This window comes from bacterium (assembly GCA_004299235.1).
Taxonomy (GTDB): Bacteria; Chloroflexota; Dormibacteria; order Dormibacterales; family Dormibacteraceae; genus SCQL01.
Genome location: SCQL01000031.1, coordinates 156,049 through 169,914, shown reverse-complemented (window position 1 = coordinate 169,914; position 13,866 = coordinate 156,049). Strand labels below are relative to the sequence as shown.

The 13,866-nt window shown below is 67.5% G+C and carries 13 protein-coding genes; 12 read left to right on the top strand and 1 reads right to left on the bottom strand.

Annotated elements, in window-relative coordinates:
- Window positions 1-39: 39 nt before the first annotated feature.
- On the top strand, window positions 40-966 hold the full coding sequence (locus tag EPN29_11275; protein TAN31787.1) for a hydroxyacid dehydrogenase: 927 nt from the start codon (window positions 40-42) through the stop codon (window positions 964-966).
- Between the two features lie 27 nt (window positions 967-993).
- Here EPN29_11275 and EPN29_11270 read toward each other — a convergent pair whose 3' ends face one another.
- Window positions 994-1,761 carry a FadR family transcriptional regulator gene (locus tag EPN29_11270; GenBank protein ID TAN31786.1) on the bottom strand — a complete coding sequence of 256 codons (768 nt, stop codon included), beginning with the start codon at window positions 1,759-1,761 and terminating at the stop codon, window positions 994-996.
- A gap of 191 nt (window positions 1,762-1,952) precedes the next feature.
- Between EPN29_11270 and EPN29_11265 the strand changes: the two genes are divergently transcribed.
- The 11 genes from EPN29_11265 (at window position 1,953) to EPN29_11215 (ending at window position 13,809) form a co-directional block, all read left to right on the top strand.
- The gene (locus EPN29_11265; protein ID TAN31785.1) at window positions 1,953-3,665 is read left to right on the top strand and encodes an ABC transporter substrate-binding protein; all 1,713 of its coding nucleotides are present in this window, start codon (window positions 1,953-1,955) and stop codon (window positions 3,663-3,665) included.
- Between the two features lie 12 nt (window positions 3,666-3,677).
- Window positions 3,678-5,216 carry an acyl CoA:acetate/3-ketoacid CoA transferase gene (locus EPN29_11260; protein TAN31784.1) on the top strand — a complete coding sequence of 513 codons (1,539 nt, stop codon included), beginning with the start codon at window positions 3,678-3,680 and terminating at the stop codon, window positions 5,214-5,216.
- Window positions 5,217-5,291: 75 nt separating this feature from the next.
- Window positions 5,292-6,083: a hypothetical protein gene (locus EPN29_11255; protein ID TAN31783.1), complete on the top strand. Its 792-nt coding sequence runs from the start codon at window positions 5,292-5,294 to the stop codon at window positions 6,081-6,083.
- 8 nt (window positions 6,084-6,091) lie between these two features.
- A complete protein-coding gene (locus EPN29_11250) occupies window positions 6,092-7,093 on the top strand; it encodes a hypothetical protein (protein ID TAN31782.1) in 1,002 nt (333 codons plus the stop codon).
- A complete protein-coding gene (locus EPN29_11245) occupies window positions 7,039-7,983 on the top strand; it encodes a dihydrodipicolinate synthase family protein (GenBank protein ID TAN31781.1) in 945 nt (314 codons plus the stop codon). The genes EPN29_11250 and EPN29_11245 overlap by 55 nt, the downstream gene beginning before the upstream one ends.
- Window positions 7,863-8,987, top strand: a complete 1,125-nt coding sequence (locus EPN29_11240; protein TAN31780.1) for a hypothetical protein — start codon at window positions 7,863-7,865, stop codon at window positions 8,985-8,987. The genes EPN29_11245 and EPN29_11240 overlap by 121 nt, the downstream gene beginning before the upstream one ends.
- A gap of 52 nt (window positions 8,988-9,039) precedes the next feature.
- Window positions 9,040-10,026 carry an ABC transporter permease gene (locus tag EPN29_11235; protein TAN31999.1) on the top strand — a complete coding sequence of 329 codons (987 nt, stop codon included), beginning with the start codon at window positions 9,040-9,042 and terminating at the stop codon, window positions 10,024-10,026.
- Window position 10,027: 1 nt separating this feature from the next.
- Window positions 10,028-10,906, top strand: a complete 879-nt coding sequence (locus EPN29_11230; protein ID TAN31779.1) for an ABC transporter permease — start codon at window positions 10,028-10,030, stop codon at window positions 10,904-10,906.
- Window positions 10,907-10,908: 2 nt separating this feature from the next.
- Complete coding sequence (locus tag EPN29_11225) at window positions 10,909-11,952, top strand: ABC transporter ATP-binding protein (GenBank protein TAN31778.1); 1,044 nt, start codon at window positions 10,909-10,911, stop codon at window positions 11,950-11,952.
- Between the two features lie 28 nt (window positions 11,953-11,980).
- Entirely contained in the window at window positions 11,981-13,003 is a 1,023-nt protein-coding gene (locus EPN29_11220) for an ABC transporter ATP-binding protein (GenBank protein ID TAN31998.1), read from the top strand.
- Window positions 13,000-13,809 (top strand): hypothetical protein, encoded by an 810-nt coding sequence (locus EPN29_11215; protein TAN31777.1) that lies wholly within the window; start codon window positions 13,000-13,002, stop codon window positions 13,807-13,809. Before EPN29_11220 ends, EPN29_11215 begins: the two co-directional genes overlap by 4 nt.
- Window positions 13,810-13,866 lie beyond the last annotated feature (57 nt).

Sequence of the window (13,866 nt, the reverse complement as noted above, 5' to 3'; positions counted from 1 at the left end):
CCCATGGGTCGCCCTCGCGGCCTGCGTTTTCGAGGCGGTATGCTCGCGGCGTTGGCGCGCGCTCCATCAATCGCAATCGAGCCTGAGGGCGCTCCTCACTGGCTCGCCGAGGCAGTGGTCGCCGGCGGTGGTGTGCTGACGTCACCGGCCGATGCGACCGGTCTTGTCTGGTACGGCCGCGATGCCGGTCAGCTGCGCCGCCTGCTCGAGGCGGCTCCCTCCGTACGGTGGGTCCAGCTCCCGTCCGCGGGGATCGAGAGATACCTCGAACTGATCGGTGACGGCCGGCTCTGGACCTGCGCCAAGGCCATCTACGGGGAGGCGGTCGCCGAGCATGCCCTCGCCATGATCCTGGCCTCTTTGCGAGACATTCCGTCCCTGGCGCGTCGCCGAGCCTGGATCGAGGTTGTGGGCGGGAGCCTGTACGACTCTCGAATCACCATCGTCGGCGCGGGAGGCATCACCGGCGCCCTGCTGCCTCTGCTGGCGCCGTTCCGCGTCTCTGTGACCGTGGTCAGGCGCCATCCAACAGCAGTCGACGGCGCGAACGGCACCTGGGGGCAGGACAGGCTCCTCGAAGCGCTGTCCGCCGCGGACTGCGTGGTGCTGGCGTGTGCGCTGACCGCCCAGACGGCCGGCATGATCGGTGCGCGAGAGCTGGAGGCCATGCCGAAGCACGCGCTCCTGGTCAATGTGGCAAGGGGCGCCCTGGTGCGCACCGGGGAGCTGGTGGCCGCCCTCGAGCGGGGCCTGATCGGCGGCGCCGCGCTGGATGTGACCGATCCCGAGCCGCTGCCCAAGGATCATCCGCTGTGGGGGATGGACAACGTCCTCATCACTCCGCACTCGGCCAACCCGGACGAGCGAGGCCGGGGGCCTCTGGCCGAGCTGGTTCGCGACAACGTCAGGCGGTTTGCCGACGGCCGGACTCTGCTAGGCCAGGCGAGCGCGCGGCTCGGCTACTGAACAGGGCGCAAGGCGACGGCCTTGCGGTCAGGGCGCGGAGCGAGGCTGGAGCTCGACCCGGCCGGCGTGGGAATCGCGTCGATCGTGTCCGGAAGCCTCCAACTGCATCGCCCACTGGATGTGGTCCTCCATCGCGTGCGATGCCGCCTTGGAGTCGCCGGCGGCGATGGCTCGCGCGATCGCGCCGTGCTGCTCGGCCAGGAGGGCCAGGTGCTGCGCGGCAACGCGGGACGCGGACCACGCCCGGGACAGAAAAACCTGCAGGTTGCGCAGCACGCCAAGCAGGACCTCGTTCCCGGACGCGCTGGCGACAGCCGTATGGAAGTCGTGATCGACCGCTAAGAAGGCCTCGACATCTCGGGTTCCCGTGGAGATGGCATACAGCTGTTGGGCGAGACGTTGAAGCCGCGCCAGCTCCTCCCCCCCAGCTCTTTCCGCCGCCCAGCTGGCCGCCCTGCTCTCCAGCGCCAGCCGGACCTCGTAGAAGTGCGCGGTGAGCTTGTCGGCGCGGCCTTCGAGCAGATACGCCTGCTGCACGATCGGGGCCATCACGTTCCATTCGCGCGGCGGTAGCACCTGTGTGCGCTTGCCCTGGTGGACGCGAAGCATTCCCAGGTTGACCAGGGCGTGGATGGATTCCCGCACCACCGGTTGGCTGATCTCGAAGCCGACAGCCATCTCCGCCGCCGGCGCAGCGGCCTCGCCGGGCGCCAGCCGGCCGCTGACGATCTCTCGGGCCAGGTGGAGGACGACGTGATCGCTCAGCTTCGATCGACGCGGCCGCCCGTGTTGCATTTCCTACCGTTCCCTTCCCATGAATCTTGCGGTGCTACGGCATTTTGGGCCACCGGCGGCTTGACATGCACTCATGAGGCTACTAAGGTACCAGATATCAGATAGATTGCTGATAGCATTTGTAAATCGGCAATCCGGCCAAAATTGCCCGGCGGACTGCGTTCTCCGGGCTTTCAGAGAGGTGAGATAGCGTGAGCCAGAGCACCCGGGAGCCCAAGCGCATGGTCCCCGACTCCGAGCAGGGGGCCGACTTCCTCCGGTCGTTGCTGAACGCCGACACCACGCGTCGCCAGTTCATGGGTCGCAGCATCGCCGCCGCTGTCGTCCCGTCGCTCATGGCCGGGGTCCTGAGCGCCTGCGCCACCGGCGGCCAGTCCACCGCCAAGACCAAGACCCTGCTCGTGGCCATGAGCCAGGGCTCCCTGCGCACCCTCGACCCGGACAGCGCCTACGAGCCGGAATGGCCGATCTTCGGCCGGGCGCTCTACGACCAGCTGGTCACCTACCGGGCGGCCAACATCAGCGACCTCGTCGCCGATTACGCCAAGACGTGGGACGTCAGCCAGGACGGGCTTTCGTACGTCTTCAATCTCGACCCCGCCGTGAAGTTCTCGGACGGGACGGCGGCGACCGCCGACGACCTCGTCTGGTCCTTCCAGCGGTTCCTGAACCTGAAGGGCCCTGGTTCGTACCTGCTGGACGGGGTGAAGTCGGTCGAAAAGACCGGCCCCAACCAGGTCAAGCTTTCGCTTGACGGTATCAACGTCGGCCTGCTCTCGATCCTGACCACGCCTTCCCTCAACCTGGCCCAGACCTCGGCGATGAAGGCGCACGGCGGCACCAACGCCGCCGACGCGGCGAAGACCGACACCGCGGGCCCGTGGCTGGACCAGCATTCGGCGGGCTCGGGTCCGTTCGTGCTGGACAGCTGGACCCGGGGCACCAAGCTGGTCCTGAAGCGGAACCCGAACTACTGGGGGCCCGCGCCCAAGGTCGACCAGATCATCTTCAACTTTGTCGCCGACCCCGGAACTCAGAGGGACGTGCTCCTGCGTGGGGATGCTCACGTGGCGCTCAACCTGACCCCCGACATCGCCGCCAGCCTGGCTCAGGGGCACCCCGACATCTCGATCGTCAAGATCGGGGCCGTGGCTCCCGTCTTCCTCGGCTGGAGCGCCCAGCTCAACCCGGCGCTGCGCAATACCGCGAACTGGGACGCGATCAAGTTCGCCATCGACTACGACGGTCTCCGCAGCATCTATCAGGGTGGTGGCGACTACATCGGCTCGTGCACGCCTCCCGAGCTGGCCGGCGGCCTGCCTCGCGGCGAGCACCAGGCGCAGGATCTCGACAAGGCCAAGGCCGCGCTCGCACAGGCCGGCAACCCGAACGGATTCAGCTTCACCCTGACCTTCGGCACGGACGAGGTCTTCGGCACCGTGCACTCACCGGACGTGGCGACCAAGATCAAGTCCGACCTCGCTCGGGTCGGGATCACCGCCAACCTGGACCCGAAGCTGTTCTCCGAGGCCCAGACCGCCAACCGCGCGGGTAAGCTCGAGGCGTACCTTCACTGGTGGTCCTTGGACTTCGCCAGCTGGACGGACTCCCTGCCCTACTTCGCCGCCGGTGGCTCTGTCGCCAGGAAGCGGTTCCAGTGGGACTCGAGCGCCTCGGCCGAAGCCAAGCAGATCTCCGACCTGGCGACGACGGCGCTGACGACGCTGGACCAGACGAAACAGCTGCAGATGGTGCAGCAGGCTCAACGAATGCTCAACCAGCACGGGCCGTACTCGTGGCTCTTCGAGGCCTTCTACCAGTTCGGCGTCCGCAAGGACATCGTTTCCAGGTTCGACGCCAACCCAATCTGGTTCTTCGAGCCCAGCACGGTCGAGCTTGCCTGAGCTGGGTCCCCTGTGAGGCTGGTTACCCCTGACGAGGCTGTCGCCGTTGTCGCCAACGGCGACACCCTCACCTTTTGCGGCTCGGCCGGCGTCGGCGTGCCATCGCTGCTCTTCGAAGCTTTGGCGCGACGCTTTGACGCGACCGGCGAGCCGCGGGATCTGACGCTGTTTTTCCCAGTTGAATCCGGCGGCGCCCGCGGCGAGGGCATGGACATGCTGGCCCGCGACGGAATGCTCAAGCGCCTGGTCGGCGGCGCCTTCATCTTCACCGGCACCAAGGAGACGGCCGACACGGTGAGGCTGATCCAGTCGGGCGAGGCCGAGGCCTACAACCTGCCGATGGGAGTCATGTTCCACCTTTTCCGGGAGGCGGCGGCCGGCCGTCCGGGGCTTTTGACCCGCGTCGGTCTCGGGACGTTCGTCGACCCGCTCTACTCCGGCGCCAAGCTCAACTCCAGGACAAAGGAGGACATCGTCAAGCGAGTGACCGTGGAGGGGGAGACCTATCTCTTCTATCCGGCACCCAGGTTCAACGTGGCATTCATCCGCGGCACTGTGGCGGACGAGGACGGCAACATCACCGTCGAGGAGGAGGCCTCGCTCCTCGGCAGCCTCTCCCAGGCGATGGCGGCGAAGGGAAGCGGAGGCGTCGTCGTGGCCCAGGTCAAGCGCCTGGTCCGGCGGGGCAGCCTGCGGGCGAAGGACGTCCGCATCCCCGGCATGCTGGTGGACCTGCTGGTGGTCGATCCGATGCAGGAGCAGATCGAGGGGGTCGATCGCGATCCCGCCGTCTCGGGTGAGGCCAGAGTGCTCGCCCCGCCGCCGTCACTCGACGACGCCCCCCTGGCGGCCAGGATCGTGGCCCGCCGAGCCGCCCAGGAGCTGCCCGATGGGGCGCTCGTCAACGTCGGGTTCGGGATGGGCGCGCTGGTCCCCCGGGTGATCGCCGCTGAGCGTCCCGAGGCGGCGATCCGATTCCTCGTCGAGCAGGGGGCGATCGGGGGAGTGCCGCTCAGCGGCCTGATGTTCGGGGTGGCGCAGAATCCGGAAGCCTTCCTCGAGATGCCCAGCTGGTTCGACTTCATCGACGGAGGCAACTTCAGCGCCACCTGTCTGGGGCTGGGCGAAGTCGACGGAGAAGGCAACGTGAACAACCATTGGATCGGCAACGTGCTGACCGGTTGCGGCGGCTTCATCGACATCACCTCACGCGCCCCCCACGTCATCTTCTGCGGCACCCTCACCTCGGGCGGACTGCGCGTGGAGGTGACGGACGGCCGCCTGCGCGTGCTGCAGGAGGGCAAATATCGAAAGCTGATCTCGACGGTTCCGCAGCCGACCTTCAACGGTCGCGACGCGCGGCAGCGCGGGCAGCGCATGACCGTGGTGACGGAGCGCGCCGTCTTTGAGCTCCGGTCGGAGGGTCTGACCCTCGTCGAGATGGCCTCGGGTGTGACCGTGGCCCAGGTGGCGGCCCTGGTGGGTTTCCCGCTCAAGGTGGCGGAGCACGTGCGAGCGATGCCGGCGGAGCTCTTCACCGAGTGCTCGTGACCGGGATGCGAGGTGATCCTCGTGACGGTGTTCGGAGGCTGCATTGATCAACCGCGTGAAGTGGGGAGGATCCAGATGAACGATTACGCGGCGGCCGGCCTTCAAGTTGCAAGGCGCGGCGCCTCGCTCTGGCTCACGCTGAATCGACCGGAGCGTCTGAACGCGCTCAGCCGAGCACTGCTGCGAGCGTTGGACGGCGCCCTCGACGAAGTCGGAAGCGATCCAGACGTCAGGTGCGTGGTGCTGACCGGCGAGGGCTCCAAGGCGTTTTCGGCCGGCGCGGACGTGAAGGAATGGATGGAGCCCAAGAACTATCAGGCGGTCCGCGAGTTCTGCAACCTGGGCCAAGAGGTCTTCCGGCGCATCGAGCTCTGTCCCAAGCCGGTGATCGCCGCCATCAACGGCGTCGCGCTGGGGGGCGGCCTGGAGCTGGCAATGGCCTGCGACCTCCGCATCGCGGTTGAGGGTGCGCGCCTCGGCCAGCCCGAGGTGACGCTGGGCGCCTATCCGGGATGGCAGGGAATCTCTCGCCTGGTGCGCCACGTCGGCCTGAGCCGGGCCAAGGAGCTGTTCCTCCTGGGTGAGCCGATCACCGCCGAGCGGGCGGCGGAATGGGGCCTGGTCAACCAGGTCGTGCCGGCGGACCGGCTGGCGGACGCGGCGGGTGAGATGGCGGATGTCCTGGCGCGCCGCGGACCCCTTGCCCTGGCGATCGGCAAGGAGGTCGCGGCTTTGACGAGCGAAATTCCGCTCGCCCACGCCAAGCTCGAGTCGCTGGGCGTGGCCCTGATCGCGATGACAGACGACTTCGTCGAGGGCGCGGCGGCCTTTCGGGAGAAGCGGTTAGCCAAGTTCACAGGGAGATAGAGATAAAGATGCAGGCAAGGGTCCGAGAGAAGGGGGAGCTGGCGCAGTTGGCCCTGCGCGTCGCCCGCCGCACCGTCGAGATCGGCTATCCGAAGTGGGACTGGGGCGAGGCGGTCGCCTGGCACGGCGTCGCCGAGGCCGGCATCCGCCTCAAGGACCGCAGCCTCCTGGATTCGGCCAGGGCCTGGCTCGACTCACACGCGGATGTCCGGCCGACCCAGCTGCGTGAGGTCATCCCGGGGCTCGTCGCCACCTCCGTGTACGAGGCGACCAAGGAGCCCCTGGCGTTGGACCTGGCCGGCCGGGTCGTCAAGCTCCTCGAGTCCCAGCCCCGGAGCGTGCATGGCGTCTACCAGGACTCGGTGGACATCCCGGTCTGGGTCGACTACTGGTATGAGATCACGCCCTTTTTGACCAGCATGGCGCGCATCACGGGCGAGACTCGGTTCACCGGGTGGGCCGTGGAGCAGTCGTTCGCGTTCATCCATTCCTCGTGGGATGCCGCCGGCTCGCTGTTCCACCACGCGTACTACGACATCAACCGGCGCAACTCCCAGTGGTTCTGGGCGCGGGCCAACGGCTGGGCTGCCCTCGCCGGGGTGGAGATGCTGACCGACCTGGCTTCGGTGCCGGGAGTCCCCGAGATCCTGCTCAACATCCTGCGCCGCCACATTGCTCGCGTCCAGGAGCTGCAGGACGAATCCGGGCTGTGGCACACGGTCCTCGACCAGCCGAGCACATACCTCGAGGTCTCCGCCAGCGTGATGCTGGCGCTGGCGATCAAGCGGGGGGTGAGGAGGGGCTATCTGGACGCGGGCCTGGAGGCGGTGGCGGACCGCGGATTCGAGGCCTGCGTGAAGTACATCGACGCTGGTGGCAACGTCAACCAGGTGTCAGGCGAAACGCACCCCGGCGACATCGCCCACTACAAGCGGATCCCGCTGGGTGTCTATTCATGGGGTCAGGGGTTCACGATCCTGGCCCTGCTCGAGTGGCTGGGAGAGAATTGATGAGCGATCTTCGCGGCTTGATCCCGCCGATGGTCACCCCGATGCGCGACGGGGCGATCGACGTGAAATCCATCCGATCATTGGTCGACTTCGTGGCGCCGCACCTGGATGGGCTGTGCATCTGCAGCAGCACCGGGGAGGCGGCGAGCCTGAGCCTGGACGAACGCAAGCAGCTGGTCACCTCCTATCTCGACGCGCTAGCCGGCCGCAAGCCCCTCGTCGTGGGCCTGAGTGACACGGCCGCACCCGTGACCGAAGACCTGGTGCGCTTCTGTGAAGATCTCCCGGTCGCCGCCTACCTGGTCCCGCTGCCGTACTACTTCCGGCATACGGGCCAATCCATCCACGCCTACTTCAAGTGGATCGCCAGCCTCACCGGCCGGCCGATAGTGCTCTATGACAACCCCTACTCCACGAAGACCACGCTTTCGGCCTCGCTGCTGGCCAGCCTGGTCGAGTCGGTGCCGACGATCGAGTACATCAAGCTCACGGACGTGGACATCGACAAGCCGATCGAGCTCGGTCAGCTGAGCGGTGTTAAGTTGATCGCGGGCTCGGACGAGGTCATGGACCACCACATCCGCCGGGGTTGCATCGGCGTCATCTGTGCCACTCCTCAGGTCTTCCCCGCCGAGAGCCGGCGGTGGTTCGATGCGCTGACGACGGGGGACGAAGGGGCGGCTTTCCGGGCCAAGACCGCCTTCGCTTCGTTCATCGGCGAGGTGATGGTGGGGGTCGACGAATACCCGGCGACCATCAAATATGCCCTATGGAAGAAAGGCGTCATCGCGTCGCCCGAGGTGCGCCGGCCCCTGCAGGCGCTCTCGGATCTGCGCCACCGCGAGATCGTGGGCAGCATCGAGCTCGCGGCCCAGGCGTCCGTCCGATGAAGGCACTGGTCTTCAAGGGCACTCGCAGCATGGAGCTGGCCAGCGTCCCGGCGCCGGAACCCGGCCCGGGCGAGGTCCGGCTTCGAACGCTGATGGCCGGTGTCTGCGGCTCTGAGATGCACAGCTTTCTCGGGCACTCGACCTACCGGCGCCCGGGCACGATCTTCGGCCACGAGCTGGTCGGCGTGGTCGACGCCTGCGGCGCGGGGGTCTCCCCCGATGTCGCCGGGCGCCGATTCGTCGTCGATCCGATCACCACCTGCGGCTCCTGCAGCGCCTGCCTGTCGGGTCGAAGCAACGTGTGCGCGTCCAGACGACTGCTGGGAGCGGAGGTGCCCGGATGCTTCGCCGACTTCGTGGTCGCGCCCGCGCGCAACCTGCTCGAAGTCTCCCCCGAAGTCCCGGACCAGGTCGCGGTCATGGCCGAGCCGCTGGCCAACGCCGTCCACGTCGTGCGTCTTCTCCCCAAGCTTTTGGGCCGCCGCGTCGCCATCATCGGCTGTGGCCCGATCGGCCTTGCCTGCCTGTCGGTCGCTCTGCTTGGCGGTCCCGCCGGGTTGACCGTGATCGACCCCGTCGCAGAGAGACGCCGGCTCGCGCTGCCTCTGGCGGAGGACCTCGGTCGTGGCCTCGCCTTCACCGCTCGGGAACCCGACGCCGACCCGACGCCTGAGTTCGACCTGGTGATCGATGCCGTGGGCGCCGCGGCCACGCGTCAGGCGGCGATCGGCATGGCGGTGCCCGGAGGCACCGTGATCGCGCTGGGGCTGCACGCCCAGGCATCGGAGCTGCCCATGAACGAGGCCATCCGCAAGGAGTTGCGGATCCTGGCCTCGTTCGCCTATGTCAGAGACGATTTTGTGGCGGCCATCGGGCTGATGAACCAGCTGCATAAGACCTTCCTGCCTTGGATTACGATCGAGCCGTTGGCTGAGGGTGAGCGCGCGATGCGCGAGCTGGCGGACATGCCCGAGCGCTTCGTCAAGGTGGCCCTACAGCCTTGACAGGGGGCCGGGACCGGACTTGATCACCTACGTCCTCCGGCGCCTCGGGCTGATGATCCCGATCCTCTTCGGGGTCACCGTGATCATCTTCATCGTCAGCCACTCGCTGCCGACGGATCCGGTGCTGGCCGTGATCGGCGAGCAGGCCTCCGAGCATCCGGCGATCGTGCAGGCCTACCGCGAGAGGTGGGGCCTGGACCGGCCGCTGCCCTTCCAATACGTGACCTACGTCACCAATCTGCTCCACGGCGATTTCGGGATCTCCATCAACAGCCACCGGCCGGTGGCGCAGGACATCAAGGAGTACCTGCCCGCCACCGTCGAGCTGGCGACCCTGGCCGTGCTGCTCAGCGCGCTGGTGTCGGTTCCGCTGGGCATCTTGGCGGCGACGCGTAGAGGCAGCGTGGTGGACGCTCTCATTCGCGCCTTCACCTTGCTTGGCGTGTCCATGCCGATCTTCTGGCTGGCCCTGGTCGCGCTGGACGTCTTCTATCTGCGGCTCGGCATCGCCCCCGGCCTCGGGCGCTTGGACGCGACCGACACGCCCCCGCCGGCCGTCACCGGCCTCTACACCGTCGACAGCCTCTGGGCCGGGCAGTTCGACACCTTCTTCGACGCCTTGCGGCACCTGGCCCTGCCGTCGCTGGTGCTCGCCAGCTGGAGCATCGGTCTCCTGACTCGGATCACGCGGACGAGCATGCTCGCGATCCTGCACCAGGACTTCCTGCGCACCGCGCGCAGCAAGGGCGCGTCGGAGAGGTACGTGATCTGGCGTCATGCCTTTGGCAACGCGGTCATTCCGGTGGTGACGGTGGTCGGGCTTGCCTACGGTGACCTGCTTTCTGGAGCCGTCATGACGGAGACCATCTTCAGCTGGCCCGGTATCGGACGCTATGCGTACCAGGCGGCGACCCTCTCGGACTTCCCCGCCATCATGGGGGTGGCTCTCGTCGTCGCCTTCACCTACCTGGTGGTCAACCTGATCATCGACGTCGTCTACGGCGTCATCGATCCGCGTGTGCGGGCGGCAATGAGCTGAGATGGCAGTCACCTCCATCCCGCTGACCGTTCGCTCCGCCCGCTGGGCCAAGCTGAAATCCGCGCTCTCGGGACACAGTCCGCTGGTCGTGATCAGCGTGTTGGTCGTCGCAGCCTGGCTCGTCCTCGCCGCGCTGGCGCCGCTCTTCACCCATGCCGACCCCCTCGCCCAGGACATCGTCCATCGCATCGAGCCTCCGAGCCTGGCCCACCTGTTCGGTACGGACCAGCTGGGCCGCGACATGTTCAGCCGGGTCATCTACGGCGGCCGGATCTCCCTGCCCGCGGCGGCGATCGTCGTCGTGGTCGGATTCGGGGTGGGAACCGCGCTCGGAGCCATCGCGGGCTTCGCCGGTGGTGCTCTCGACGAGCTGTTGATGCGGATCACCGACATGGTGCTGGCTTTCCCGGTGATCATCCTGGCGATGGCCGTTGCCGCCGCCCTCGGCGCCGGCCTGATCCACGGCGTGATGGCCTTGGCGGCGATCTGGTGGCCGCAGTACGCCCGCGTCTGCCGGGGCCTGGTGCTGGAGTTGAAGTCCAAGGAGTACGTGGTCGCATCGCGGGCGGCCGGCCGCCGGCCGTCGAGCATCCTGCTGCGGGTGGTTCTACCCAACGCGCTGCCCACGCTGCTGGTGATGGCGGCCATCGACGTCGGCCGCGCGATCCTCAACTTCGCCATGCTGAGCTTCCTCGGACTCGGCGCCAAGCCCCCCGATCCCGAATGGGGCTCGATGGTGGCCTCCGGCGCCCAGGTCATGGACCAGTGGTGGGTGGCCGCCGCGCCGGCCCTCGCCATCCTCAGCCTGGTCTTCGCATTCAACCTGGCGGGCGACTCGATCCGCGACGCCATGGATCCCTGGCTCCGGGGAAGGCGGTGAAGATGAAGGCGCGGCCCCAAGCGCAAGGCGAGTCGCCGGCACAGACCGGAGAGCTGCTGGAGATCTCGGACCTGCAGGTCGAAGTCGGCCCGCGCCGGCGCTCTCACCTGGTGGTGCGCGGGATCACCCTCTCCGTCGGCCGTGCCGAGATGGTGGGGATCGTGGGCGAGTCCGGTTCCGGCAAGAGCCTGACCGCCCTCAGCGTCATGGGACTCCTACCCTCCGGAGTCCGGATCCGCTCGGGCTCGATCAGGTTCGAGGGCCGTGAGCTGATCGGCATGCCGCGCCGCCACCTCGCGGCGATTCGAGGCCGGCACGTGGCCATGATCTTCCAGGACCCGATGACCTCTTTGAATCCGATCGTGCGCGTGGGCGCGCAGGTCGCCGAGCCGGCTCGCCTGCACCACCTGGCGAACAGGGCCAAGTCTCGAGAGCTCGCCGAAGGGCTGCTCAAAGGAGTCGGAATCCCTGAGCCCCACGACCGGATGTCGCGCTACCCGCACGAATTCTCCGGCGGGATGCGGCAGCGGGCGATGGTCGCCATGTCACTGACGGCGGGGCCGAACCTGATCATCGCCGACGAGCCGACGACCGCGCTCGACGTCACGGTTCAGGCACAGGTCCTGAGCCTCCTCAAGCGGCTGCACCGCGAGCGCGGCACCGCCATCATCCTCATCAGCCACGACCTGGGGGTGGTCGCCGAGACGTGTGAGCGCATCGCCGTGGTGTACGCCGGGCGCATCGTCGAGATCGGGCGCACCGAGCAGCTCCTCAGGGAGCCTCAGCACCCATACACGCGCGCGCTTCTGGCGGCGGTGCCGAGGCCCGACGCCGAACCCGGGACCCGCCTGCAGGCGATCGGAGGCGAGCCTCCCAACATGGAGGATCTGCCGGCCGGATGCAAATTCAACCCTCGTTGCAGCTATCGCGTGGACCGATGCATGGTCGAGGAGCCGCCGCTTTTGGAAGTCGCAGGTACGCGATCCGCCTGCTGGGTCGCCCAGGACCGTAAGCTGCCGCCGATGGAGGTGGAGCAGGATGCCTGATAGGGGAGTGGACCACACCGTGGTATCGATGTCACCGACTGCTCCGCCCGAGCCGCTTTTGGCGGTGGATCGCCTGCGGCTGAACTTCAAAGTCCCGAGCGGGGTGCCCTTCAAGCCCGGCCGCCGCGTCCACGCGGTCGACGATGTCTCGCTCACCGCGTCTCGGGGGCAGACACTGGGATTGGTCGGTGAGACGGGATGCGGCAAGTCAACGCTTGCCCGCTGCATCCTGCGGCTGTATGACGTGGATGAGGGCACGATCCGCTTCAAGGGCCAGGACATCACGCACCTGCGCGGACAGCAGCTACGCCACATCCGCAAGAACATGCAGCCCATCTTTCAGGATCCATACGCCTCGCTCAATCCGCGGGCCACGGTGCGGGAGATCGTCGCCGAGCCGCTGATCGCTCATGGTTTCGGTGGCGGTGACGTCCGCGACCGGGTCAAAGAAGCTCTCGACCTCGTGGGACTCAATCCACGGATGGGAGAACGCTTCCCGCATGAGTTCTCCGGCGGCCAGCGCCAGCGGATAAGCATCGCGCGGGCCATCATTCTGAAACCGGAGCTGATCGTCGCCGACGAGCCGCTTTCCGCTCTGGACGTGTCGATCCAGGCTCAGATCATCAACCTGCTCCTGGACCTTCAGGAGAAGCTGTCGCTCACCTACGTCTTCATCAGTCACGACCTGCGCGTGGTCCGGCACATCAGCACCAACATCGCGATCATGTTCCTGGGCAAGATCGTCGAGTACGGCCCCGCGGAGGAGGTCTGCCTCAACCCTCGCCACCCGTACACCGCGGCGTTGCTCTCCGCGGTCCCGTCCCTGCCGGGCCGCCGGACCGTGGCCCGCGTTCTGCTCGCGGGGGATCCGCCCTCTCCGATGTCGCCGCCCAGCGGCTGCCGGTTCCGCACCCGCTGCCCGCGGGCGCGCGAGGTCTGCGCCGGCGAGCCACCGCCGCTGGACGAGCTTGATCCCGACCACCGGGTCGCGTGTTATTTCCCGCTTTCGCGGGGGGAGTGGCTGGCCCCGCAGGAGGAGCAAGTAGGTTGAAGTCAGGAACGTATGAGGACATCTCGGTTTCGATGGACGGGCCCGTCGCCTGGTTGACCATCGAGCGGCCCGACAAGCTCAACACGCTGAAGATCAGCACCCTCACCGAGATCACCGACGCGATCCAGCGGTTGGAGCGCGACGATCTGGTCCGAGCGGTTGTCCTGACGGGGTCTGGCGACCGGGCGTTCAGCGCCGGGGTGTTCGTGGACGAGATGGCGGGCATGGACGCCCTTGCATGCCAGAACTTCACCGAGCTCGAGAGCCACGCCTACCGCTCCGTGCTGCTCATGCAAAAGCCGTGCATCGCGGCGGTCAACGGCTATGCCCTTGGGGGCGGCTGCGTGCTGGCCATGACCGCTGACATCCGGGTGGCGGCCGATAACGCCGCCTTCGGTCTGACCGAACTCAACATGGGTGCGCCGGTGCCCATCGAGGCGGCGTTGCTGCCGCTTCTGGTCGGCCACGGCCGAGCCCGGGACATCATCTACACCGCCCGCCACGTCAGCGTCTCAGAGGCGCTCTCCATCGGGCTGTGCACCCGGGTCGTCCCGCAGGCCGAGTTGCGCGAGACGGCTCAGCGGCTGGCGCTCGAGATCTCGCGCCACGATCCCGTCGCCCTGCGCATGCAGAAGGACATCATGACCAAGTGGATGACCACCGATCTCATGACCGCCATCGACTACAGCATCGGCGCGACCAGCGTGGTTTTCGCGAGCGGCGCGCCTTCGAGGGCGATCGGCGAATTCTTGCGCCAGAGGGAAAAGCGAACGGCGCCGGGCGCTCGACCGCAAAGGGGTGCCTAGTAGGGGACGGAGAGTGAGCGAGTCTGGCGGGCCGGCGGACTCCGATGTGGATCGCAT